The 23,472-nt window shown below is 43.4% G+C and carries 23 protein-coding genes and 1 riboswitch; of the genes, 11 read left to right on the top strand and 12 right to left on the bottom strand.

Going from position 1 to position 23,472, the window contains the following annotated elements:
• Window positions 1-160: 160 nt before the first annotated feature.
• On the top strand, window positions 161-817 hold the full coding sequence (locus L1286_RS07780) for a TetR/AcrR family transcriptional regulator (protein WP_235406336.1): 657 nt from the start codon (window positions 161-163) through the stop codon (window positions 815-817).
• A gap of 181 nt (window positions 818-998) precedes the next feature.
• Window positions 999-2,456: a tRNA uracil 4-sulfurtransferase ThiI gene (thiI, locus tag L1286_RS07775; protein WP_235406335.1), complete on the top strand. Its 1,458-nt coding sequence runs from the start codon at window positions 999-1,001 to the stop codon at window positions 2,454-2,456.
• Window positions 2,457-2,469: 13 nt separating this feature from the next.
• Here the strand turns inward: thiI and L1286_RS07770 are convergent, their stop codons facing one another.
• Together L1286_RS07770 and L1286_RS07765 are read right to left on the bottom strand one after the other, a co-directional pair.
• Window positions 2,470-3,366 carry a ketopantoate reductase family protein gene (locus tag L1286_RS07770; RefSeq protein WP_235406334.1) on the bottom strand — a complete coding sequence of 299 codons (897 nt, stop codon included), beginning with the start codon at window positions 3,364-3,366 and terminating at the stop codon, window positions 2,470-2,472.
• Entirely contained in the window at window positions 3,363-3,731 is a 369-nt protein-coding gene (locus L1286_RS07765; protein WP_235406333.1) for a VanZ family protein, read from the bottom strand. Before L1286_RS07765 ends, L1286_RS07770 begins: the two co-directional genes overlap by 4 nt.
• Window positions 3,732-3,936: 205 nt before the next feature.
• Between L1286_RS07765 and L1286_RS07760 the strand changes: the two genes are divergently transcribed.
• A complete protein-coding gene (locus L1286_RS07760) occupies window positions 3,937-4,419 on the top strand; it encodes a YajQ family cyclic di-GMP-binding protein (RefSeq protein WP_063358679.1) in 483 nt (160 codons plus the stop codon).
• An 84-nt stretch (window positions 4,420-4,503) separates the two neighbouring features.
• Window positions 4,504-4,667: riboswitch (cobalamin riboswitch) on the top strand.
• Window positions 4,668-4,706: 39 nt separating this feature from the next.
• Window positions 4,707-6,566 carry a TonB-dependent receptor domain-containing protein gene (locus L1286_RS07755; RefSeq protein ID WP_235406332.1) on the top strand — a complete coding sequence of 620 codons (1,860 nt, stop codon included), beginning with the start codon at window positions 4,707-4,709 and terminating at the stop codon, window positions 6,564-6,566.
• A gap of 24 nt (window positions 6,567-6,590) precedes the next feature.
• Here the strand turns inward: L1286_RS07755 and msrA are convergent, their stop codons facing one another.
• From msrA to L1286_RS07740, 3 genes are read right to left on the bottom strand one after another with little or no spacing between them, the layout of a single operon-like run.
• Window positions 6,591-7,121: a peptide-methionine (S)-S-oxide reductase MsrA gene (msrA, locus tag L1286_RS07750; protein WP_235406331.1), complete on the bottom strand. Its 531-nt coding sequence runs from the start codon at window positions 7,119-7,121 to the stop codon at window positions 6,591-6,593.
• Complete coding sequence (locus tag L1286_RS07745; protein WP_235406330.1) at window positions 7,118-10,234, bottom strand: efflux RND transporter permease subunit; 3,117 nt, start codon at window positions 10,232-10,234, stop codon at window positions 7,118-7,120. Before L1286_RS07745 ends, msrA begins: the two co-directional genes overlap by 4 nt.
• Window positions 10,235-10,237: 3 nt before the next feature.
• Window positions 10,238-11,287 carry an efflux RND transporter periplasmic adaptor subunit gene (locus tag L1286_RS07740; RefSeq protein ID WP_235406329.1) on the bottom strand — a complete coding sequence of 350 codons (1,050 nt, stop codon included), beginning with the start codon at window positions 11,285-11,287 and terminating at the stop codon, window positions 10,238-10,240.
• Window positions 11,288-11,515: 228 nt separating this feature from the next.
• On the opposite strand from L1286_RS07740, the gene L1286_RS07735 reads away from it, so the two are divergent.
• The 5 genes from L1286_RS07735 to L1286_RS07715 all read left to right on the top strand — a co-directional run bounded on the left by L1286_RS07735 (window position 11,516) and on the right by L1286_RS07715 (window position 15,673).
• Window positions 11,516-12,223, top strand: coding sequence for a DUF2982 domain-containing protein (locus tag L1286_RS07735; RefSeq protein WP_235406328.1), 708 nt, complete (start codon window positions 11,516-11,518; stop codon window positions 12,221-12,223).
• Between the two features lie 17 nt (window positions 12,224-12,240).
• Entirely contained in the window at window positions 12,241-12,573 is a 333-nt protein-coding gene (locus tag L1286_RS07730; protein WP_063358685.1) for a hypothetical protein, read from the top strand.
• Window positions 12,574-12,605: 32 nt separating this feature from the next.
• Entirely contained in the window at window positions 12,606-14,312 is a 1,707-nt protein-coding gene (locus tag L1286_RS07725) for an Lcl C-terminal domain-containing protein (protein ID WP_235406327.1), read from the top strand.
• Window positions 14,302-14,826: an Lcl C-terminal domain-containing protein gene (locus tag L1286_RS07720; protein ID WP_235406326.1), complete on the top strand. Its 525-nt coding sequence runs from the start codon at window positions 14,302-14,304 to the stop codon at window positions 14,824-14,826. Before L1286_RS07725 ends, L1286_RS07720 begins: the two co-directional genes overlap by 11 nt.
• A 64-nt stretch (window positions 14,827-14,890) precedes the next feature.
• Entirely contained in the window at window positions 14,891-15,673 is a 783-nt protein-coding gene (locus L1286_RS07715; RefSeq protein WP_235406325.1) for a YggN family protein, read from the top strand.
• Here the strand turns inward: L1286_RS07715 and L1286_RS07710 are convergent.
• The 7 genes from L1286_RS07710 to L1286_RS07680 are packed head-to-tail and all read right to left on the bottom strand — an operon-like array spanning window position 15,670 to window position 20,922.
• Window positions 15,670-16,509, bottom strand: a complete 840-nt coding sequence (locus L1286_RS07710) for an amidohydrolase family protein (protein ID WP_235406324.1) — start codon at window positions 16,507-16,509, stop codon at window positions 15,670-15,672. The genes L1286_RS07715 and L1286_RS07710 overlap by 4 nt on opposite strands.
• Window positions 16,509-17,237, bottom strand: a complete 729-nt coding sequence (locus tag L1286_RS07705) for an SDR family NAD(P)-dependent oxidoreductase (protein WP_235406323.1) — start codon at window positions 17,235-17,237, stop codon at window positions 16,509-16,511. The genes L1286_RS07710 and L1286_RS07705 overlap by 1 nt, the downstream gene beginning before the upstream one ends.
• Before the next feature lie 15 nt (window positions 17,238-17,252).
• Window positions 17,253-17,783, bottom strand: a complete 531-nt coding sequence (locus tag L1286_RS07700; RefSeq protein ID WP_235406322.1) for an FKBP-type peptidyl-prolyl cis-trans isomerase — start codon at window positions 17,781-17,783, stop codon at window positions 17,253-17,255.
• Between the two features lie 55 nt (window positions 17,784-17,838).
• Window positions 17,839-19,395: a transglycosylase SLT domain-containing protein gene (locus L1286_RS07695; protein ID WP_235406321.1), complete on the bottom strand. Its 1,557-nt coding sequence runs from the start codon at window positions 19,393-19,395 to the stop codon at window positions 17,839-17,841.
• Window positions 19,396-19,419: 24 nt separating this feature from the next.
• Window positions 19,420-20,406 (bottom strand): hypothetical protein, encoded by a 987-nt coding sequence (locus tag L1286_RS07690; RefSeq protein ID WP_235406320.1) that lies wholly within the window; start codon window positions 20,404-20,406, stop codon window positions 19,420-19,422.
• Window position 20,407: 1 nt separating this feature from the next.
• A complete protein-coding gene (locus tag L1286_RS07685; protein ID WP_235406319.1) occupies window positions 20,408-20,695 on the bottom strand; it encodes a cell division protein ZapA in 288 nt (95 codons plus the stop codon).
• Window positions 20,695-20,922: a DUF904 domain-containing protein gene (locus L1286_RS07680; RefSeq protein WP_235406318.1), complete on the bottom strand. Its 228-nt coding sequence runs from the start codon at window positions 20,920-20,922 to the stop codon at window positions 20,695-20,697. The genes L1286_RS07685 and L1286_RS07680 overlap by 1 nt, the downstream gene beginning before the upstream one ends.
• A 227-nt stretch (window positions 20,923-21,149) precedes the next feature.
• On the opposite strand from L1286_RS07680, the gene L1286_RS07675 reads away from it, so the two are divergent.
• Window positions 21,150-21,986: a 23S rRNA (adenine(2030)-N(6))-methyltransferase RlmJ gene (locus tag L1286_RS07675; protein ID WP_235406317.1), complete on the top strand. Its 837-nt coding sequence runs from the start codon at window positions 21,150-21,152 to the stop codon at window positions 21,984-21,986.
• A 202-nt stretch (window positions 21,987-22,188) separates the two neighbouring features.
• Window positions 22,189-23,466, top strand: coding sequence for an EAL and HDOD domain-containing protein (locus tag L1286_RS07670; RefSeq protein WP_235406316.1), 1,278 nt, complete (start codon window positions 22,189-22,191; stop codon window positions 23,464-23,466).
• Window positions 23,467-23,472: the final 6 nt, after the last annotated feature.

Genomic DNA, 23,472 nt, shown 5'->3' with positions numbered 1-23,472 from the left:
AAAAAAAATTTTTGCTATGTTAGCAAGCTTCTCAAGCAAATTCACTGGTCTGCTTTCAAATTTGCTCATTTAACCTTGCATATGTTTAGTGCTATTTTCTGTTAACCAAGCGGGTCATTAGACCCGCTAAATTCATTTTAGCGTGTAAAGAGAGTTGGATATGAATACCAAGGAAAAAATAATTCGTACAAGCATTGCCCTGTTCAACCTGCATGGTGAGCGAGCAATCACAACTAATCATATTGCTTCCAATATGGGGATAAGCCCTGGCAACTTGTATTATCACTTTAAAAATAAAGAAGACATTATTCGGCATATTTTTTCCTTGTATAGTGAGCACTTGAGAACGCACTTTAAACCGCTCAGTATCGAACATGAGCCGCTAGAGCAACTCACTCAATATTTGGACTCTCTATTTGAATTGATGTGGCGCTATCACTTCTTTTACGACAACTTGACTGACATTCTAGCGCGAGACAAGGGGCTTAAAAACGACTACATAGAATTTCAAAGTCACTTGTTTGAACAGGTAAAAGCCGTTGTGGTTGGACTGCGTGACGCTGGTGTAATTGATATTGAAGATACGGATACCGACGAATTAGCACACATGTTGAAAATGGTCGTAAGCTTTTGGACACCCTACGTTAAAGCCCGCAGAATGACTGGGGTTCTGGAGCAAAAAGACATTTACAATGGCATTGTGAAAGTATTGATGTTGTTTAAACCTTATGCAACGGATTTAAGTCGAGACAAAGTTGTCCAGTTGCTAAATTATTATCAGGAACAGGCCGATACTGCGCTTCCCAGTATCGCTTAGCGTTTGTTGATTGAGGGGCCTGAGACTGCCACTGCTATGCGGTCTCTGCCTATTTTTGACCTATAAATTTGCCAAATTAATTGTTTATTTCCTAGTCTTTAATAAGTTTGTTATAATCCCGCGCCTTAAAATGATTGGACGTTTAATACGTTTGTAGTTTCACACCAAAGAGTGACTTCTTATGCTTAAATTTATCGTCAAGCTGCATCCTGAAATTGTTATTAAAAGCAAATCGGTGCGAAAGCGTTTTACAAAGATTTTGGAAAAAAACATCAAGTTGCTACTCAGCCGTGTAGACGAAGCTATAACCGTTAAAAATAATTGGGACAATATTACGGTTGTCAGTAAGCTCAATGATGACAACACTCGATTGGCTTTAATCGACGGTCTTAAACGTGTACCCGGTATCGTGTTGTTTTTAGAGGTGCAGGAAGAACACTTTGAGACCTTAGATGATATTTACCAGCATACTTTACCTTTGGTTAAATCTCAGATTGAACATAAAACGTTTTGTGTGAGAGTTAAACGACAAGGTAATCATGACTTTACCTCTAGTGATGTTGAGCGTTATGTGGGGGGCGGGTTAAACCAAAATGTTGACACCGCCGGAGTAAAGCTAAGCAAGCCACAAGAAACGGTTAAAATCGAAATCAAAGATCAGTTTGCTTATATCGTTAGAAGTCAACATAGAGGCTTGGGGGGCTTCCCGCTGCCGACACAAGAAGATGTATTGTCTCTGGTATCTGGAGGCTTTGATTCTGGTGTCGCCACCTATCAGATGATAAGGAAAGGCGCGCGTACACACTTTTTATTCTTCAACTTAGGCGGCGCAGCGCATGAAATTGGCGTAAAACAGGTCAGCCATTATTTGTGGAAGCAATACAGCTCAACACACCGCGTTAAATTCATTACTGTTGACTTTGAGCCTGTAGTGGCTGAAATTTTGGAAAATGTCGAAAACAGCCAAATGGGGGTCGTTCTTAAACGAATGATGATGCGTGCGGGAAGTTCAGTGGCACAAAAACTGGGTATTCAAGCTTTGGTAACAGGCGAAAGCATTGGTCAGGTATCTAGTCAAACTCTGGCTAATTTAAGTGTGATTGACCGGGTGACCGAGACGTTAATATTAAGGCCGCTTATTCAACACGATAAAGAAGAGATTATTCGTATTGCCAGAGATATCGGCACCTGTGAAATGGCAGAAGCTATGCCTGAATATTGTGGCGTTATCTCCAAAAAGCCGACTGTGAAAGCGGTATTGGAAAAAATTGAAGCTGAAGAAGCTAAGTTTGACTTTGATGTCTTAGAGACAGTGGTAAATAACGCGACAATTAAAGACATTCGCGATATTGAAGAAGAAGCAAAAGAAGAGGTGAAAGAAGCAGAAAATGTATCTGATCTTCCAGACAATGCCGTCGTTGTAGATATTCGCTCACCTGAAGAAGAAGATGCAGAACCACTTGAGTTGGATGGCGTTGAGGTGATCCATTTGCCATTTTTCCGGCTCGCCACCAAGTTTGGTGACCTACCTCAGGACAAGGATTATTACTTGTATTGTAACAAAGGGGTAATGAGTCAGCTCCAAGCCTTAATACTCCATGAGAATGGTTATACAAAGGTTAAAGTGTACAGACCATAATAAGAGAGCGGGCTTAAGCCCGCTCTTTTTGTTTTACCAACTGCCAAATACGTTCATTTTCTGGTGCCTTGACACCCTGTTTTTTTGCTTGTCTCACGATAAAACCACAAATTGCATCGATCTCTGTTTGCCGCTGATGCTTTATATCTTGTGCCATGGAAGAATGGTTATTGGCGGTGAGTGTCATGACATTATAAGCGCGTGCCAATTCTAAAGAGAGCGTCAAATTAACACCTTCCAATCGCGCAATATGACATGCTTCATTTAATAAGGCTAAAATTTGATGTGAATACTTGGGGGATCTGAGCTCGCCATTTTTGCACTGTAGTAGCGCACTGAGCGGGTTGATGGCGATATTGACACATAATTTTTGCCAGCGAACTTCTGATATGTTTGGCACCCATTCCAAAGGGGTAATACAAGGTTTGAACAGCGTATCAAAGACCTTTTTCTGACGCTCTTTGGCGACGGAGTTACATGCACCAAGCTGAGTAAGTCCCGCCCCCGTATATCTGACCGTATCGTTCTTTGGTTTCATCCCCCCCATTGAAGTGGTTAGGAAAAATAGCCCTTGATGTGGTTTTAAATGCGGCGTTATTTCTGTGATGTCACTCATACCATTGTGGCTGATAATTAAGTTGGCATCGTCACTTAAATAAGGGGCTATGTCTTTAATCGCTTGACGCAATTGGTAGGCTTTTACGGGGATCAGACAATCGGTAATTTTACTATTTAATGTGTTTAAGGTTGTTGATGCTACAGCCAGCTGTGTTGTTTGGTCGTGCTCGATAATATGGAAATTATCTACAGCGGGTGTACGAGTAATAAGGGTGACAGTTTGATGTTGTGCTAAACGATGAGCGAATAGGAGGCCTACGGCCCCCATTCCTAGTATATGGACGCTACTCACTGAGTATCGCCTACCTGTGGGCTTTTTCGCGCTCGGTATTTGCGTATTAACCAAAGGAACACAAAGTAACTAAAAGCACCTAATACATCGGCAACAAAATCACCCAATGAAGCTTGGCGATATGGCAGCGTAGACTGCATCCATTCAATACACGCACCATAGCTGGTCAGTAATACCATGTGAAACCAAGGTTTAAATTTAAACGCTCGATATGAAAAAAAGGCGAGCACAAAGAAGACCGCAAAATGGGCAACTTTATCCAAATGAGAAATACGAATACTCTGAACTTGCACCTCTCTGGCAAACAGATAAGTAAAGGCTATCAAAAATAATAATAATAGTGTTTGATATACTCGTCTTGTCACAAGCACTCCAACTTCAACTTGATGGAGACTCAGTATAACATTGAAAACTGAAAAATGGATTAACGTAAAATTGCGAAATATTGAGTCTTCTAAACGCACTGATATAACACGATCTCACTTCAATAATTAGTTCGTTAATAAAACGGTATCTTATTGCCAATGAGCGTTGTTATAATCCAAATCAAATTTTTTTGAGGAGAAAGCAATGCCTTCTTTTGATATTGTATCTGAAATAGAAATGACAGAAGCGAAAAATACGGTAGATAACGCAAACAGAGAATTAGAGACGCGTTATGATTTTCGTGGTGTAGAAGCTTCTATTGAATTAAAAGATGAAGTGATCCAGTTAAAATCTGAGTCAGAACAGCAAGTGATGCAGCTGTTTGACATGGTTGTTGGTAAAGCAGCAAAACGTGGTTTAGATGTTGGCAGCTTTGAGCTTAAAGATGTTGAGCGCAGCGGCAAAACGTTCGCTCGTAAGGTCGCGCTAAAGCAGGGCATTGACAAAGATATGGCTAAAAAAGTCGTGAAGCTTATCAAAGATTCTAAATTGAAAGTTCAGGCTGCAATTCAAGGCGAAGAAGTCCGTGTGACGGGTAAAAAACGTGACGATTTGCAAGAAGTTATGCAATTAATTCGCACCGCTGAATTGGGTCAGCCTTTCCAGTTTAAAAACTTCAGAGACTAATCTTTGATCTCGCTAGAGTTTCAGGTCTAAATCTGCTCTGGAACTCTAGACGTCCATTGACATTCCCCCTAAAGATCTCCGACAATATGCGCTGATTTTCGAGGTGCCAAAAGCTACAGCAAACCTGTAGACAAATTGGATAATCGGGAAGTTGGTGCGCCTATTCGCAAACCCAACGCTGCCCCCGCAACGGTAAAACTACAGTTAGATGGTTGAGCCCGGAGACCGGCCTTGAATTTGACTCACTTGATTAACTTTGTGCGGTGGGCACAAAGTAGGGGATCTTCATGTTAAAAATATCTGCGCTAAGTGCTGCTGTATTGGCGGCGGTTTCATTTCACACGTCAGCGACTCAAAACATAGAGCGCATTACCGTAACAGCGAATAAGATTGAACAGTCGCAAAAAGACGTCCTAGCTTCTGTCTCAGTTATCGAGCGTACGGAGATAGAGCGCAGTGGTGCACGCGACCTTGCCTCAGTACTATCTCAACAAGCGGGCATTCAACTAAATTCAAATGGTGGTTTTGGTCATGCGACTGGCTTATCACTGAGAGGTGCAAGCTCAAAACATACTTTGATATTAATAGATGGTATCCGTGTTGGCTCTGCCACTTTAGGTTATAAGTCTATTGAGAACATCCCTCTACAAAGTGTCGAGCGCATCGAGTTGGTGAAAGGTTCGCGTGCGGCCATTTATGGTTCAGACGCGATGGCTGGTGTAATTAATATCATTACTAGAAAATCAGAACATACGACAATAGATGTCGCGTTGGGAAGTAATCGTTATCGAAGTGCACAAGCAGCGACTTCGTATACACATGAAGACTTAACAATCAGCGCAAATTTAGGGCTTGAAGAAACGGATAATTTCGATGTGTTGCAAGGTAAACAACCCGATTCAGATACGCACGAAAATACCAGCTTTGGCTTAAAAGCAGAATATCAGATTGCACAAAATAGCAAAGTATTTGCTGCTTTTCAGGGCAGCGAGGGGGATACGGCCTATGACAACGCATTTGGTTCTGATCTGGCAACTGAATACCTCAGCAAATTTGATAATCAAGTTTTAAGCCTTGGTTATGAAATGAAGCTAGAGAATACTTCACATTTGTTTAGCGCTTCTCAATCCAAAGATAAGTCAGTCAATGTGGGCGAACTTAGCACCAGCAACACTGAGACTTTGCGTACAACGTTTGCTTATGATGGGCGCTTCGATGTTCAGGAAAATCTAATTTTACATGGCGGTGTGACTGCATCAGAAGATGATGTCTCGGAATCGACCACTATGTATCAATTAGGTAAACGAGATTCGCTCGGTATTTTTGTGGGCTCGCTATACGAGTATGAGCAAGCCTTGTTAGAAGCGACGGTACGTTATGATGATGACGAACAGTTTGGCAGTGAAATAACTCACAGTGTGGCATTGGGCTATAAAGTTCATCGTGATGCGACCTTCAGAATTGCGCACAACTCAGGTTATAAAGCTCCGACATTTAATGATTTGTATTTCCCAGGCTCTGGAAACCCTGACTTAGAGCCCGAAGAGTCTCAACATTTTGAAATTGGTTTGAAGGCTGAGCTTGCTCAGACCAGCATCGACTTTGCTATTTACAGAACGGATTATACGAACAAAATTGCTTGGGCACCGAATACGCAAGGTCAGTGGGCACCAGCGAATGTGGATGATGCCCTGCATCAAGGCCTCGAAATCAGTATTGCAAAAACATTGATGTATGGGATTGAGTCAAGCTTTAACTATGCTTTCGTCAATGCAAAAGATGAGTCAAAGAATAAGCCGTTTCCACGCGTTGCGAAACACACTGCAAACTGGCAACTTGCAAAAGAGTGGGGTGATCTTCAAGTCGTTACGCAAATTCAATTCCGTGGTGGACGAGATAGCGCGCAAACGTTATACCCAAGCGGTGAGGTATTTGGTCTGAGTTCGTATACGTTAGCCAACCTAGTTGCTCATTACGCTTTTACTGATCAACTGAAGTTATCAGCAAGAGTCGAAAACTTGTTCGATAAACGCTATCACGCGGTTGTTTCTAGCTTAGTCACCGATGAGCAAAGCAACCCAACTGTTGTAAACTACTATAATACGCCGGAACGCCGCGTATTTGTGAACCTGCAGTATCGTTTCTAAAAAAGTGGGCATTTGCCCACTTTTTTATTCTAAATAGTGCGCAAATTGTTGCTCAAATTTGGCAACTTTGGGAGCAATCATAATACTACAATACCCTTGATTTGGGTTTTCATTAAAGTAATCTTGGTGGTATTGCTCCGCACTGTAGAACTCCCCAATTGCGCTGAGCTCTGTCACGATAGGGTCTGCAAAGCTATCTTTTAGCGCATTTATAACTTGCTCTGCTTGCTTTCTTTGTTCATCTGAATGGTAAAATATGACACTGCGGTACTGGGTACCGATATCATTACCCTGACGGTTTAACTGCGTCGGATCATGCAGTGCGAAGAACATTGACAGCAACGTGTCGAACGACACCTCTTTGGCGTCGAACTCCAGTTGAACTACTTCTGCATGCTTGGTTGTACCAGTACAAATATCTTTGTACGTGGGGTCTAATGTTTCCCCACCACTGTACCCTGAAATGACCTTGTGGATCCCTTTAACTTTTCGAAAAGCGGCATCGATACACCAAAAACAGCCTCCACCAAAGGTGGCAACTTGACTCTTACTCATCGTTCTACTCCCTCGTTATGATCTAGGATTGGATGGGCGCTGTGCTGCGAATCAAGCGCTGCAGCGGTATGCTCAGGTGAGCGTGTGCGCCGTGCCAATATGCTATAAGCAGTTGGTATTACAAACAAGGTTAAGATGGTAGCAAGGCTAACGCCAGCAAAAATGACCACGCCGATAACTATTCTGCTTTCAGAACCAGGCCCGGTAGCAAGCACTAAAGGAATGGCACTCATCACCGTCGTTAATGAAGTCATAATAATGGGTCTTAAGCGTTGAGAAGCGGCTTCGACGATAGCTTGCTCAAAAGCAACGCCTTTATCTCGCAGCTGATTCGCAAATTCTACAATTAAAATCCCATTTTTGGCACTTAATCCGATCAACATAACAATCCCTATTTGGCTGTATATATTGAGTGAGCTGTCACTAAAATACAGGCCAAGCATTGCGCCAATAAGGCCAAGTGGCACCGTAAGCATGATCACAAATGGGTGGACAAAACTTTCAAATTGCGCTGCTAGTACTAAAAAAGTAACCACCAAAGCTAAGATAAATACATAAGTCATAGCTGAAGCACCTTCGTAAAAAAGCTGTGATTCACCTTTATAATCAATGGCGCCATCGGTGAGGTTTTCCTCATCTGCGATTTGATTCAAAAAGCTTAAGGCCTGCTCTAACGTATATCCATCTGCAAGGTTTGCTGTGATGGTAATTGAACGCATACGATTGTAGCGATTCAATCGAGCCGAAGTGGCTTCTTCTTTGATGCTAATTAGGCTGTCTAACGGAACGAGTTGCCCAGTTCGTGATGAGACAAAGACATCATTGATATCTGTCGGTGCAGTAAAGTCTGCTTTCGTTCCCTTAAGTATGACGTCGTATTCTTCCCCTCTATCGATAAAAGTTGTGACGCGCCTTTGTCCAAGCATCGTTTCGAGAGTACGCCCAATATCTTCGGTTGAAACCCCCATATCAGCAGCCTTGAGTTTGCTAATACTGACTAGAAACTGTGGAAAGGTTTCTTTAAAGTCATGATCTAAACGGACCAACCCAGGGTTATTGCGGGCACGTTCAAATATTCTATCTCGCCATTGGGCCAGCTCTTGATAATCATTACCTTGAATAACAAACTCAACAGGACGTGATGAACCGCCTCCGCCAATACCTCGGCGCATTATGGCAAATGCACGGACATCGGTGACCTGTTGCATTTTTCCACTGATCTCGGCCATGACTTGCCAGGTCGACCGTTTTCGCTCGTCCCAGTCTGGCATACCGACAATGGCTACGCCACCCATGTTACCCCAGCCTGGTACACGAATAAGTACTCTACTAAGCTCTTTACTTTCCACATATGGCATTAGGTGTTGTTCAATTTCGGCCATATTTTGAGCGTTATTTTCATAGCTTGCACCTTCAGGACCACTCATCATGATGAAAAATGTGCCACGGTCTTCTTTCGGTGTGAGCTCGGATGGAATTTTATTAAACAACCCATAACTGGCGAGTACTGTTAGTAGTAGGATGAGTAGTAACGCAATGCGGCTGTGAATATTGCGAATTAACACATTTTTATATGCTTCTTCGATTCGAGCAAACTTGTTGTTCATCCAATGTGAAAAACGACCAGCACTTTGACCTTGCTTGAGCACCTTTGAGCACAGGGCCGGTGACAGGGTGAGCGCTGTGATACTTGAGAAAATGACCGCAGCACTAACTGCCAGTGCAAATTCAGTAAATAAAGCGCCAATACGTCCATCCATAAACACCAAAGGAACGAACACGGACACCAGCACTAGGGTGGTGGCGATAATGGCAAAACCAACTTCACGAGCGCCTCTAAATGCCGCCAGTAGTCGAGGCTCCCCCTGCTCAATTCGGCGATGGATGTTCTCTAGCATTACAATCGCGTCGTCGACGACTAGACCAATCGCCAATACCAAAGCGAGTAGGGTAAGTAAATTGATAGAGTAGTCCATCGCCAATAAAAACATAAACGTTGCAATCAGTGCGACAGGCACCGTCACTGCTGGCACAAGTGTTGCGCGAACATTGCCCAAGAAGATAAAGATAATTAAAACCACCAGCCCCATGGCAATTGCGAGGGTACGGTAAACTTCGGTGATAGATTCGCGAATAAAAATCGATGAATCATAGCTATCTTGTATCAGGGTACCATCCGGTAAATTACGTTTGATCGAAACAAGCTCAGTTTTAACATTATCAACCACGTCTAGAGTATTTGCTTTGGCTTGCTTAACAATCCCCAAACCAATCATATTAATGCCATTACCCCTGAAGGTACTCTCGTCGTCTTGTGCTTCTAATGAAACCTTTGCAACCTCACCAAGAGTAATTTGGTAGCCATTTTCTCCACGCTTAATAACGAGATTATGAAAGTCAGTTTGGGTGGTATAACCACGCACTATACGTACTGCAAAATCTCGATCTTGAGACTCTATTTCGCCGGCGGGTAGCTCAACATTTTCACGGCGAAGCACATTCTCTATGTCAGTGCTGGTTATACCTCTGGCTGCCATGGCTTGTCTGTCTAGCCAAATTTTCATGGCGTATTTACGTTCGCCGCCAATGATCACACGAGATACACCATCGACCACAGCCAAGCGGTCAACAATATAACGTTGGGCATAATCGGATAACTGCAAAGTGTCCATAGAGGTGCTGTTCAAAACAAACCATGCTATGGCATTTTCATCATCGCTGGATTTAGAGACTTCCGGCGGACGAACTTGTTCAGGCAATCTATCGAGGGCACGGGATACCCGCTCACGGACATCATTGGCTGCGGCATCGATGTCTCTGTCGATGTTGAACTCGATGGTGATGTTCGATCGCCCATTGCGGCTCGAAGAGTTAATGCTTTTAATACCTTCGATACCGGATATTCGATTTTCAAGTACTTGCGTGATCTTCGCTTCAACAACCGCGGCAGATGCACCGGTATAATCTGTGCTGACATTGACTATCGGGGTTTCAATGTCAGGATATTCTCTTAGTGGTAACATCGTAAACGCCACGATACCAAAAGTGAGTAGCAGTAAGTTAATGACGATAGCAAAAACGGGTCGTTTTACGGCTGTATCGGTTATTTTCACGGACTATCCCTTTATCGTAACTAAGCTGCCATTACGCACTTTGGTGGTACCTTCTGTCACCACTAGTTGACCAGCCTGCAAACCTTCTATTGCAACCCAGCCTTTGAATCGAGAAGTCAGGGTTACTTGCTGTTGCCTTATTTTGCTGTCTTCAACCACATAAACGTAGTGGCGGTCCTGTCTAGGAATAATACTCTTTTCCGGTAACATGATGGCATTCAGCTGTTCAAGCTGTACCGCAACATTGAGTAGCATACCTGGACGCAATTGTAAGTTTGTATTTTTAAAGCTTGCGGTGACTTGAATACTGCGAGTAGATTCATCAATTCGTGGGTCGATATGAGATATGAGACCTAAAAACATCACACCTTGATAAGCGTCATTGGTCACGGAAGTTTGCATGCCCAATGAAATCTTTGCGAGGTATTTCTCTGGTAGTTGAAAATCAACTTTGATGGTATGGATATCGTCTAGTGTCGTCAGTGGCGTATTGTCATCAACATAGCTACCGACCGAGATCAGGCGTTTACCGAGCATGCCATCAAACGGGGCGGATATTTCCATTTCTGCGAGTTTTAATTTTGTCGCTTGTAATTGAGTTGCTAACGCCTCTACAGCAGAGCGTTGTGCATCCAGCTGAGAGCGTGCAGTAGACTGCGTTTTAGCCAATTCAGTTAGGCGAACAAGTTGTCTCTGTTGTTCTTTGAGGTTGATCGTCAACTCTTTGACAGCGAGTAATTCTTGATCATTTCGTAGTTGAGCTAGCTTTTGGCCTTGCGTAACGGTTTGACCATCACGAAATAAAATCTCACTAATGTAGTCACTGTGCGAGCTTGTGATATCAATCGCTTGGTTGGCTCGTGCTGATCCTACGGCATTGACAGTGACGGCGCGATCTTGAGTGCTTGCTTCGTGCACTGTGACTTGCACTGCGCGATCTGGGCGTTTTTCATTGCTCCCTTGCGAACTGGGAAAATAGAGATAGCCGCATAATGCTATTAGCATTAAAATAAAAGTAGGAAAAAGGGCTTTGCCCGACTGATTTGCACGCATAAATTAATCTCACTAAATGTAGATGATTAGTGTACAAAAATTCCAGAATGAGAAAATCGCGGATATCCTGTATATTTGTGTATTAAACGAAAATCTAACAGAGATTTTCCCTGTGTACCTAAAAGGTTACTGAAATGAGTAAAGCGAAGCCCTGCAAAAGGTGTATGCAGTTGCGTAAATTATTAGTATGGCTGATAGCTATGCTAATTTTTTATTGGTGGTTTTACTATGCATAAGGTGTCTTTGCGTGCGCAGGCAAACCGTCACAGTATTGAGTTTATGCTTGCCGGCGCGATATGTTTAGCAATTGTTATGGTGTTTGTGACACTTAGGGCGACACCGCCAACCATATTAGAGTTAGCATTGGCTGCTGCCGCTATCTGTTCAATATTACTGGGCTTTTTAAAAAGTCAGCAACCATATTTTAGTATTGAATTAAGTACTGAGGCGCTTCATTATGTTCACAAATTTGGCGTAATGCGAGTCTCTCATAGTAACTTTCACTCAAGTGGCGTTCCTTTTGTAACTCAAGGAGTTGAAAACCTTGAGTTAAATGCTGTAGGTATTAAACTAAACAGTATTGATGAGTTTTTAGCAGAGCTAACCCCCCGTTTGGCTGGGAAACTGCTAATTGAACAGCGGCATATTTTTTTACAAGCTGTTAAAATACATTGCGAAAATGGCAATTGTCCATCAGAATGGCTCATTGAAGAGACCAGTTTTCAGTCGCCTACAGGGCGTAGATACACAGGTCTAATGGCTATGTTTGCAAATAGGATGCAAAATTTAAAGACAGTGACTGGCTATGATCTAATTCTACCAGCGAACGTGTTGGACAGGGATATTTGGCAATTTGCTAACATTTTAAACCACTGGAAATCAAATCCAGAAAAGGTGGTAAAAGACTTGCATGATCAAGTCGCCACCGCTAAGTGAAGTAACAGGATATATACATGAGCTTCGATAGAGCCTTTATTAAAAGTGGTCGTAATACCATTATCCATAAAGATAAAAAGCTCGATTTAGTGATCGTGAATGGGGAAACACACCCCAAGATTAAGGTAACGGCGACGGGCTTGATTCCGTTTAAAGAAGATTTACCTAGAAATCGACGGGAAGCTAAAGAGCGCTATTTAGAGGTGGTGCAAATATCAAGTGCCGATGTTTTCAGCGAAGTCAAAAGGCTGCTGTTCATTCAATCGTTGGATGGTCGCGAATATAAAGTTGATTACAGTAAAGTTGGCACTAAATTGTTTGTTCGAATTCACCAAGATAGCTACCTCTAACATGACATGGAGGTGGTCAGTTAGGAGTAGTAATGTTGAAAAAATCGCTCGTATTCTTCGCCGTGAGTAGCATGCTTAGCGGCTGCGGCGGATCTGGCGGCTCGGATCAAGAAGTGGTTGGTGCCAGCATCAATGCAGGACAAGATGTCACAGTAATAGAAAAAAACGATTTTACACTCAAGGCTGTGGCCTCTCCATCGGGCGGTACCTTTAATTGGCAAATAGTATCTGGCCCCTCTATTGATGGCTTTCCGCAAGCTGGAGAGGAATTGACGGTCACTGCTCCTGATGTTAAAGCAAATAGCGTTGCCGTTTTAAAAGTAGATTATCTAACCCCCGCAGGGGCACTTGTTAGTGATACTTTAAACGTAAATATTACCTCTAATAATCAATTACCCGTTGCGGTGATCACACAAACAGGTCCTGACACGCTGCCGTCAAAATATCTAGACACGGTTGTCCTGTCCGCAGCGGACTCTTCGGACCCTGATGCGAACGGTCAAGTAGTTGGCTACAAGTGGGAACAGATATCAGGTCCAAGCACGATCAAAGTGACAGATACAAGTGCGGTGACGTTAAGCTTCGTGCATCCCCTGTTGGCAGAAAATCAAACTGCGATATGGCGCCTTACTATCACTGACGATGAAGGTGGGAGTACCTCGACGGACACAAGTGTTGCGTTAGCAAAAAATGCACAGGTCGTGCTTGCTAATGCAGGGACGGATCAACAAGTGTTGGAGTTTGATGATGTTACATTAGACGCAACCAGTAGTGTAACGGTAGATGGACAATACAACTGCAAGTGGGAGCAAACCAGTGCTGGTTCGACGATTTCACTTGCCGACGACACAGCGTGTAAAACAACATTTCAAGCACCTAATATCACCGATGTGATTTCGGCCACCTTTAAAGTGACAGTGACTGATTCGGCGAATCGAACGGGTGACGATGAAGTCAAAGTGACGATTTCTAAAAAACCGCTCAGTAATCTTAACGATAGCGGCGCAGGGCTTTGTTATAACAATACCGAGTCCATTACATGTTCAGATGATGACTTCCCGGGTCAAGATGCAGACCTTGGTCGGGACAGTGTATCGCAATTAATTGCCAAAGAGGGTAAGGGCAAGCTGGCGTTTGATTTCACTAAATTGGACGCCGATGGTAAAGAGTTAAGTAATGACGCCACCACGTTTAGCTGTGTACGTGATAATATCACTGGATTGATCTGGGAAGTCAAAGAGCCGACAGCAGGTACCCTACCAGCTACTTCGATTCGAAATGCGCAAAACCATTATACTTGGGCGGTCACAGATCCTGACGACATGGATGATTTAATTCACAGTAATACGGTGATGCCAAATCCAGTACCATGCCCTCATTCAGATCATTGCGGTATTAAAAACTTAATCAGTGCTGTTAACACGCAAGCTGGCGATCCATATTGTGGTGGTCGTACTTGGCGCTTACCTAGTTATTCCGAGTTAATGAGTATCGTGGACTTTGGACGACAAGGTGCACATGTACTGGATCCTGAATTTTTCCCCAATATGCCAGATGTGACGTTGCTTAATCACTTACATTTTTGGACGATTCAAACCTATGTTGGGGGGACAGAAGGCATAGATGCAAAGCTAACGAGTGCCTACGTTGTTGATATGGCAACAGGTAATACGGTGCATGAATCCAAGGGTAATACCGCTTATGTAAGGCTTGTAAGAGGAGATGAAGATGCGAACTAAATTAGCGTTATCTTGTGTGTTGTTGAGTAGTTCAGTACTAGCACAAGACTGTGCAACCGAAACTTCAGTACCTTATACAACGCCAGAATCCCGTTTTGTGGTGAATAATGACGGTACGGTATGTGATAAAAAAACCGACATTATGTGGCAACGCTGCACGTTTGGGTTTGTTTATAATGCTGAGACCGAGTCTTGTGACAATGCCGAGCAAAAATTAAACTGGCAAGAAGCGTTGTCGGCCGCGAAGAATAGTCGTGTGGCTAACTTTGACAATTGGCAGTTACCCAATGTCAAAGAACTTTCTTCGATTGTGGAACGCAGCTGTGAAGATCCTGCCATTAACGAAACTGTTTTCTTAGGTAACCACAGTGGTAACTATTGGAGCAGCACAACGAGCATACAAGATCCAAGCCGAGCGTGGACATATCAATTTCAAGATGGTCTAAATGATAGCTCGAGTAGCAAAACGTCAGATGCTTTTGTGCGTTTAATGCGTTATGCCGCGTGTGAGTAAGAAAAAATAGGTTTGGTTAAAAATTAAAATTTGCTACCCTCATAGTATCGAATTTGGGGGTAGTATGCGTTTGTCCACATCTAAAATTAAGTCTCTATTGTTCAGTGTGCTCATCGGCACATCCCTGCATGTTTCTGCGGACGAGAAGTGTGATGTCGAATTGGGACATGGCTTAATTATCACTGACTCCGTAATTCGTATTCTTGATAATGGCCAAACTCGGGTACAAATCAATAACGATAATCAATTGCTGGTAAAAGGACGTTGGATTAAGTTAGATGATCAAGAAACACGGGTGTTACAAGCGTATGCGAAAGGGATTCGAGACACAGTTCCTGAGCTGGTGAACTTAGCAACGGATGGTGTTAATTTAGGGCTGAGCGCCATTGAACAGGTTGTTGAAGGGATGTCTGACAACAACCCTGAAGTGTTGAAAACCCAACTTCAGTATGTTGAGCGCGCGTTGATGGATAAATTTAAACGCGGAGAAGATTTTTACTTTATTGCTCCACAGTCTTTATCAAAAATAGATGATTTTTTTACGAAAGAAATCAGCGGGAAAATTCACTCTGCCGTGCATGGCTCACTTGGTGCAATATTGGTTTCGGTGGGAGACGCTTTTAAGTCCAGAGAAGGTAATATTGAAAGCCGTTTTTCGGATATGGGCCAACGAATGGAAATCATCTCCAAAGAGATCGATAAGTCACTACAGCAAAAAGCGTATCAGTTAGAAGAAAAGGCGAATGAGTACTGTGAGTGCTTAAACTCGCTAGATAATACTGAAAAGCGACTGCAGGATATTGTACCGAGTTTAACCGCCTTTGATTTAGTCCAAATCCGCTCTTAACTCCCTAATTTGTATAAGCGCTTTGCATTACTAAAGCTTAGCTTTTGCCACGCATGTGGTGCGACGTGGGTAACAAGGTCAAAGTAATGTTGCCATTGTTGAACAAAGCTTCGCTCAATCAAGCACACAGGATGATTAGAGGCAAGCATGACTCTGTCTTCTCCAAATGTATTCAATAAGAGACTAAGTTGCTTTTCTAGGTTCATTGGGGTGGTGAGCAATTCATGGCCTGAAAATTTAATGACGCAATTTTCTATGCTAGCGAGCGCTTTAATCGCGTGTTGCCATGACTGTCCCGCTTCCATGAAGCCTGCATGATTGATGACTAATACGGCATTAGGTAGCGCGCGGTATATGTGTACTATTTTATCTATAACAGCATGATGGGTGAACTCAAACTGCGCTTCGAAGTGATAGCCGCATTGGTCCAAATGCTGAATATTATCGGCGACCGTATCAGCCAATAAGCGTGTTGCGTCATGACCTTCCGTAATGTCCCTTACCGCAACCAAGCTTGGATGTGAAAGTGCACTCAATTTATCACAAAAGGTGTTGTGTTCGGCATCAATAGGGACGTAGCCAACGGCTTTATATGGCAAATTGGGCAAGATCTCACTGAGCCAATTAAGCTCTTTAATGGGATGCCGGTTATCGAATCCCGCTTCTACATGAATACAGCCGTGCAGCACGACTTCTGGCGAACCAGATAGCTCTTCTGGCAGGTGGTTTTGGCAGATTTTGGAAATATTGGGCCAACTCGGTGGACTGTCTTTTAACCAAGTATACTGGCCTTTACACAAATCAAAAAAATGTAGATGGGGGTCGATAATATTCATTAGCGTGCTGTGTAGCCCCCATCAATTGTCTGTAAGCTACCCGTAATAAAGGCTGCGTCGTTACTCAGTAAAAAAGCGACTAATGCGGCGACTTCATTGGGCTGGCCTAACCTGCCAAGTGGTTGTAATGCAGCTTCTTCTTCGACAATTAGTGCCTTATCTGCTCCACTTTTTGCACAGTAGTTATCAATGGCATTATGAAAGAGTGGGGTCTCGATTGTACCAGGGCAAACAGCATTAGCACGGATGTTATAGGGTGCGTAATCTAAGGCGGTGGTTTTGGCCATGGAGGCGAGCGCATGCTTAGTTAGATTGTATGCGAACGAATTGGGTTTCCCAACATGCGCTTGATCAGACGACATGAGTACAATTTTACCGTCTTGCTGTTGCTTCATCGTGGGTAAAACGGCCTGAATGGCGCTATAGGCCCCTTTCACATTGAGTGCGAACATTGCGTCAAGTGTCGCCTCATCTGTTTGTTCTATCGTGGCGCTCAAATGTTTACCTGCATTTGAAACTAAAGCGTCGACTCGGCCTGCTTCAGTTATAATATCAGCAATCACTTTTTTGACCTGCTCAACGTCACTGACGTCACAGTAACGATATTCACCAGCGTCGCTAGGCTGAATATCAAGATTAAAGACGTGATAATTTTGGCTTTGCAGCTTCTCAACAATGGCTTTGCCAATACCGAAGCTGCCACCAGTTATGATGGCAACGGGTTGCATATATTTTCCTTTTAATTAATCACAACACCCTGTTGAACAGCTTTGTTCTTCTTGAGCCGGCGCTCCACAACCACCAGCACCGTGCACGTGCCCATGTGATAATTCTTCAGCTGTCGCTTGCCTTACACTCACGACCTCAACAGCAAATGTTAACGTCTTACCTGCAAACGGGTGGTTAAGATCACAGTCTGCATTAAAGCGTCCCACTTTTACGATGGTTACTTGGTGTCTACCTTGGTTTGACTCAACAATGGCACTCATGCCTGGTTTCCATACTTTATTGTTTCCTAAGCCTTGTAAGTGCTTGATTGGAATGCGTTGTACTAGGCCTTCTTGATATTCACCGTAGCTATCTTTTGGTTCCAGTGTCACCGAAAACTTATCACCCGCAGTTTTGCCTTCAAGTGCTTGCTCAAGCCCTGGTAACATCCCTTCTTGTCCATGTAGGTAGCTGAGAGGCTCACCCTTAGTGCTTGATTCGATTTGTTCAGTGCCCTCACTGAGTGTGTAATGAAACTCCACTGCGGTGTCTTTTGCTATTTGCATATCTGCTCTTATTTATATCTCTATCATGTGGGCCTGTATTCTACGTCACAGCCTGTCATTGGGGCAAGTTAGGGACGTTTGAACTCGGCACTTCTGAGCTATTTACCGCATTTTCTAACTTATCCAAGTAGCTTGGCGTATTCAGTGGTTGTGTCGGCTGTGGAGCCTGTTTTGCGGGTAGGTGCAAAATTAAAACATTACCGGGTGATAAAATACTGGCAGCTTGGAGGTTATTCCAGTCGAGTAAGTCTTTGAGCGGGACCTTGTAAAATAGACTAAGCTCCCATAGTGAGTCACCGGATTCTATTGTATGGTGATGCTCAATTGTGGCTTGCTGAGTGGGGACTTGTTGTTGTAAGTAGGGGCTTATTTGATAGTCCACTGTTAATGAGCGGTCTATATTTGCTTGGTTTATAAGGATGCGCTCACCAACGATAATGAGGTTGCTTTGCTTATCATTGAGTTGCTTAATCTTGTTAACAGAAGTCGAGAAGCGCCTAGCGATCCCATAGAGGGTATCATTTTGTTTTACGGTGTAGCGGCGACTAAACTGTTCACGATAAAAAGCGCTTTGCATCAATGCCTTTTCTGTTAGAGGCACAAGTACTTTGTGGGGGCCGTCGGTTGGGCTTTGATGTCTTAAATAGCCCGGATTTAAAGCATGGAGCTGTTGTTTATTGATCTGTAATAGGTTCGCCAAAATGCCAAAGTTAAACTCCTGTCCGACATCTAAAATTGTCGTTGTAGCTTGATTTGGCAGAGTCGGCCTTTTAAAGCCAGTCTCTGGGTGCTGTAACAGATAACTTAGCGCGAGTAACTTTGGAACGTATTCAGATGTTTCTTTGGGGAGTGATAAATGCCAATAGTGGGTATTTTTGCGCGCTTTACGATTTTTTTTGATGGCACTTTTTACCCGCCCTTCACCTGAGTTGTAGGCCGCAATGGCATGTAGCCAGTTACCATTAAACGTTTTATGAAGATATTTTAAATACGCCAGTGCCGCGTCTGTCGCTGCTAAGACATCTTTTCTGCCATCATACCAATCATTGCTCTGAAGGCCGAAATGGTAAGCGGTCGCGTCAACTAACTGCCATGCTCCAACCGCATGCTGTTTGGAGACGGCATGTGGTCGGAAATCACTTTCGACAAAAGGTAGGAGTGCGAGTTCCAATGGGAGTTTTTGCTGCTCAACTTTTTTTACGATGTGGTATAGGTACGGAGCTGCGCGTGTGTTGACCTTAATTAAATATTGTGGCTGAGACAAATACCAATCAATGCGCTTTTTCAGCCTCGGATGCGGAGAGAGCTCAAACTGTAAGTTGAGAGCAATATGTTGCCACAAGTCTTTTTCTATAAAAGGCTTAGGTATGGAAGGTTGCGCCACCGCTTGAACTGCAAGTGTGGGTTTAGGGTTGCTTGCCGAAGAAACTTCGATCAACAGGGCATTGAGTACTTCTTTTTTGCTCGCTGTTTGAGTTTGGGTTTGCTTACACCCTGACAACATCAGCGTGAGTGTGACACACGCAAATACCGTTAATGCGTACTTTTTCGTTAATAAACAGACGCATTGGACAGCATTTATTTTCATCATAAAATAGATGGAGTAGTTCATGTCCACCACTATACCTTTTGGTGGTTATTTGTTCAAAACCTTGTTGGGACTTTTTTGTTTTGTGGCTTGCTGATAGTGAGTATCAAAACGCGCACGGGCGACCTTTTGTTGTTGATACTGGTAAGCCAATTTATCGAGCGCTTGAGATGAGTGGGCGGTATTGACAAGTGCTAAAAAAGTGGCTGGTAATATAAGTTGGTCGGCTTTATAGGGTTTGCCATATCCAGGCAGCACCCACTTAATGTCTTTACGCTGTGACAAATTTGCCAAGCTTTTTTGCCATTCAAGGGTATTTGGCTGCGCAATATAGGGCAGGAGATCCAAACTGTGTCCGCCATACAGCGCGTTATTTTTTGGACTGTACACGTTTAATGTCGCACCTTTGTAACCACTTTCAGGGGTCAGGCGTAAAGTATAAGCACCCAGGTCTAACTGTGTACTTACCGAGACTGATTGAAATTCAATTGAGGGGAGTGCGCGCCAACGTGTTAAACGCTGCTCTGCTTGCTCAAGCTTGGCATGCCAGTGAAGTTGTTGATCCGGAACGGCCTGTGCGACCCGCTTCTTACTTAAGGTTAAGCTCTGTTCAAATCCAAATAGCTTTTCCGAAAGCTCCAAATTGATTGCATCTTTCACCGTGGAAGTAGTGATATGGGTACTATGTGGCAGGAGTACTTGCGCATTGGGAAAGGCGCCCTTGAGTAAACTCATCCCGCTAAGTTGCTTGATATCTAGATTAGTTGCAATGAGATAGCACAATGGAACAGTTAATCTTCCTCTTATTTTCGCAATCAACAATTCTAAAGCGACAAAGTCTCCGTGACTATCAATCAAAGCTGCGCATTTATCACCTTGAATGAGCGCTTGATTTGGAATAAGGAACTGCGCATTTTTGTGCGGCTCGAGTAAAATGGTGTGCTTGTCTATCGTATGCCAACTGTTAGCAAAAGTGGAAAGCGGGATGAGCGTTATCGTGATAAGTAAGAGGCTGGCTTTTATCACATGCAGCATCTTACTTATCCTCTAGATGAGTGCGAAGTCGTTGGGCCAGTTGTTGGCTATACTGCTTTGCAGACTGCTGTTCTTGTTGCAAGGCTTGATATTCATGGCATAAATGTAACGCAGCCATAAGCAATGCATTTTGATCGGTACGGACCGTATCTCTGCGCTTCATTTCATCAACCCGCTTATTGAGCAAGTCAACCGCGTTGACAAGGGCCTGCTCTTGTCCTTCAGAACATGAAAACTGGTGGCTTTTACCCAATAAGGTAACTGCCACCTGGCTTACTTTATCCGTCATTAGCTCGCCTGATGGGCACTCTGTAACTTATCAAGTAAGCTGCTCAGCGTAGTGCTCGTTTCTTTTTGCTTTTCTTCTCGTTCTAGCAGTTCTAGTTGCAATGTTTCATTTTCATCAACTAGCTTACTGTTTTGTTCTTTTAACGACGCAATTTGTTGTTCAAGTTGCTCATTTTTTCCAATGAGTTGATCTATCAGCTGTTCGAGTTGTGGAAGAATATCGTTCATTTTAAATGCGCTCTTATCACTGTGATTTGTCATGCAAATGTAAAGCAAAGTGGGTTCTATTACCAGTAATTACGTAGCTTTATACTGATTTTTGCGCCGTTTTGAGAGATAATTCCGATAACTTCGTATTTTGTTCATTTGTCATTCATTAAAGCGGTCATATTTCGCGCATAGTGAATTGAGACTAATTTTCAAAAAGCAATTATGTTCAGCATATAAGGCGCCTTATGCTTAGTTATAGACACTCTTTTCACGCTGGTAATCCGGCTGACGTTATCAAACACCTAGTTTTGGCTGAGGTGTTATCTTACATGACTCGTAAAGATAAGCCGTTTGATTATATTGATACACACTCCGGTGCAGGTTTGTTTGAGCTTGCATCCAACGATGCACAAAAAACACAAGAGTTTGCAGATGGCATTGGTAAGTTAATGAATTATGACGGCAGTAACGACGCTATTTTGCGTTATGTTGACATGGTGCGTGGCTTTAATAAAGATAAATTGGCGTTTTACCCTGGGTCACCAAAAGTAGCTGAACAATTCTTAAGAAAGCAAGACAAAGGATGGTTTTTTGAACTTCACCCACAAGATTTGCCGCTGCTGCAAAAAAACACTGAGCACAAACGTTCTTTGCGGGTTAAAGGTGAAGATGGATTTAAAGGTTTAATTGGCCTGGTACCGCCTCAATCGAGAAGGGCCGTCGTCCTTATGGATCCGCCTTATGAAATAAAAACAGATTATCAAAAAGCAGTAAAAGCCATTGTGAAGGCGCATAAAAGTTTTACATCTGGCACCTACATGATTTGGTACCCAGTAGTAGATAGAGAGCGAATCGATCAGATGGAAGAAGCGCTGGTGGCATCGGGGATTCGAAATATTCAATTATTTGAATTAGCGACATCAGCAGATACAGACGTACGCGGTATGACCGCTTCAGGCATGATTGTGATTAACCCTCCATACATACTCAAGCAAACCATGGAGCAAGTTTTGCCTGAGTTAGTTAAGGCGTTAGCACAACAGGGTGGCTTTTACCGTTGCGAAGAGTTGGTCGCGGAATAATTTAGCATGAGGGAGTCAGCAATGGCTGGCTTCTTGTCTATTGAGTCGCTGATATTATCTTATTGCACGTTATCTTGGTCGAACAAGCGGGGTAGAATAAATTCGAACGCGTTTATTTTCTCTATGTATTTTATTTGCCCCGCAGAGCAACTTCTCATATGCTGAAGTTATGGATGCCTCGATTGCGTGCACAGAGTGAAGGATGTTAATGAGTAGTGAAACTGCCAAGGTAAAAAATAATGCCGTACAGTATATTGCCCGCCAAGCCATTTTGAATCGTGAGCAACAAGTGCATGCGTACGAATTATTGTACAGAGATTCTCACAACAACGTTTTTCCTAGTGGCGTTAGCGACGGCTTGGCAACGGGACGTTTGTTTTTTAATTCTCTATTGTTCATTGGGTTGGACAGACTTGCCGCAGGGTCGCTTGCCTTTGTCAACTTTTCTGACGAGACACTGATTCAAGAATTGCCTAAACTGCTCAGTCCGCAAGGATTGGTGGTGGAAATTGTTGAGCGTTCAAAAGACATTGAAAGCTTGACTAAAACGGTCAGTAAGCTGAGCAAGGTAGGGTACCGCTTCGCACTAGATGACTATGATGGGGATGCGCGTTGGGAGCCGCTTCTTGAAGTCGTGGACTTTGTTAAAATCGAAGTCGAGTTACCAATTATCAAAACTACGATGATGGTGAAAAAGCTAAAAAGGCAATATCCGCATATCCAAGTGGTGGTTGAGCGCATCGAAACGCTCGAGCAGTTTAATTTTATTCGCAGCGCTGGGGCGGATTATTTCCAAGGCTTTTTCTTTGCCAAGCCCGAGATGCTCAATCACGGTAATGTGGAACCTTCAAAATTAGCGGTTTTTGATTTACTTCGCTGTACTGCAAAAAAATCTCTGTGTTTTAAAGAAGTGCAGGCGCGAGTGGCAAAAGATCTCAGCCTCACCGCGCGCGTACTTAAACTTGCCAATGCCAAAGCGGGTGAAGACCGTATTGAAATTCGCTCGATTTCCCAAGCCGTTATATATCTTGGCGAAGATGCGATCCGTCAGTTTGTGAAAGTGTTGGCACTTAGTGAGCTGGGTGCAGATAAGCCTACCGAGTTAACGAAGCTGGGGCTAAATCGGGCGAAGTTTCTAGAGTTGTTCTTAGCCCCTGGTGGCGATGAGATGGCGGAGCAGGGATACTTAATCGGATTAATGTCTGTATTAGACGCTATTTTAGATGTTGAACTGTCGGTGATTGTTGATGAGTTTTCCCTCGATCCCAACTTAAGTAGTGCGTTGCTAAACTACAAAGGGCTTATTGGGGGGGCGCTTCGCCTTGCAATTGAGGTAGAGCGTAACAATCTAACGGAAGCTGAGCTGATACTCAATGCGATTCGACCAGCAACTGAAGTGCAAGTTTTATTTGAATTGATCATTCAAAGTCGTGCATATGGCGATGAGATGTTTGCGGTTGCAACAGAGGTAGACGAGTAATCGCTC

The organism is Pseudoalteromonas sp. SMS1 (genome assembly GCF_021530565.1).
GTDB lineage: Bacteria > Pseudomonadota > Gammaproteobacteria > Enterobacterales > Alteromonadaceae > Pseudoalteromonas.
The sequence above is the reverse complement of the archived record's forward strand: the minus strand, read 5'-3'. Positions and strand labels throughout refer to the sequence as shown.

Excerpts from the sequence above, each read along its gene's own strand:
- L1286_RS07780 (WP_235406336.1), top strand. The coding sequence starts at position 161 with ATGAATACCAAGGAAAAAATAATTCGTACAAGCATTGCCCTGTTCAAC.
- thiI (WP_235406335.1), top strand. The coding sequence starts at position 999 with ATGCTTAAATTTATCGTCAAGCTGCATCCTGAAATTGTTATTAAAAGC.
- L1286_RS07760 (WP_063358679.1), top strand. The coding sequence starts at position 3,937 with ATGCCTTCTTTTGATATTGTATCTGAAATAGAAATGACAGAAGCGAAA.
- L1286_RS07755 (WP_235406332.1), top strand. The coding sequence starts at position 4,707 with ATGTTAAAAATATCTGCGCTAAGTGCTGCTGTATTGGCGGCGGTTTCA.
- msrA (WP_235406331.1), bottom strand. The coding sequence starts at position 7,121 with ATGAGTAAGAGTCAAGTTGCCACCTTTGGTGGAGGCTGTTTTTGGTGT.
- L1286_RS07740 (WP_235406329.1), bottom strand. The coding sequence starts at position 11,287 with ATGCGTGCAAATCAGTCGGGCAAAGCCCTTTTTCCTACTTTTATTTTA.
- L1286_RS07735 (WP_235406328.1), top strand. The coding sequence starts at position 11,516 with ATGCATAAGGTGTCTTTGCGTGCGCAGGCAAACCGTCACAGTATTGAG.
- L1286_RS07730 (WP_063358685.1), top strand. The coding sequence starts at position 12,241 with ATGAGCTTCGATAGAGCCTTTATTAAAAGTGGTCGTAATACCATTATC.
- L1286_RS07725 (WP_235406327.1), top strand. The coding sequence starts at position 12,606 with ATGTTGAAAAAATCGCTCGTATTCTTCGCCGTGAGTAGCATGCTTAGC.
- L1286_RS07720 (WP_235406326.1), top strand. The coding sequence starts at position 14,302 with ATGCGAACTAAATTAGCGTTATCTTGTGTGTTGTTGAGTAGTTCAGTA.
- L1286_RS07715 (WP_235406325.1), top strand. The coding sequence starts at position 14,891 with ATGCGTTTGTCCACATCTAAAATTAAGTCTCTATTGTTCAGTGTGCTC.
- L1286_RS07710 (WP_235406324.1), bottom strand. The coding sequence starts at position 16,509 with ATGAATATTATCGACCCCCATCTACATTTTTTTGATTTGTGTAAAGGC.
- L1286_RS07705 (WP_235406323.1), bottom strand. The coding sequence starts at position 17,237 with ATGCAACCCGTTGCCATCATAACTGGTGGCAGCTTCGGTATTGGCAAA.
- L1286_RS07700 (WP_235406322.1), bottom strand. The coding sequence starts at position 17,783 with ATGCAAATAGCAAAAGACACCGCAGTGGAGTTTCATTACACACTCAGT.
- L1286_RS07695 (WP_235406321.1), bottom strand. The coding sequence starts at position 19,395 with ATGAACTACTCCATCTATTTTATGATGAAAATAAATGCTGTCCAATGC.
- L1286_RS07690 (WP_235406320.1), bottom strand. The coding sequence starts at position 20,406 with ATGCTGCATGTGATAAAAGCCAGCCTCTTACTTATCACGATAACGCTC.
- L1286_RS07685 (WP_235406319.1), bottom strand. The coding sequence starts at position 20,695 with ATGACGGATAAAGTAAGCCAGGTGGCAGTTACCTTATTGGGTAAAAGC.
- L1286_RS07680 (WP_235406318.1), bottom strand. The coding sequence starts at position 20,922 with ATGAACGATATTCTTCCACAACTCGAACAGCTGATAGATCAACTCATT.
- L1286_RS07675 (WP_235406317.1), top strand. The coding sequence starts at position 21,150 with ATGCTTAGTTATAGACACTCTTTTCACGCTGGTAATCCGGCTGACGTT.
- L1286_RS07670 (WP_235406316.1), top strand. The coding sequence starts at position 22,189 with ATGTTAATGAGTAGTGAAACTGCCAAGGTAAAAAATAATGCCGTACAG.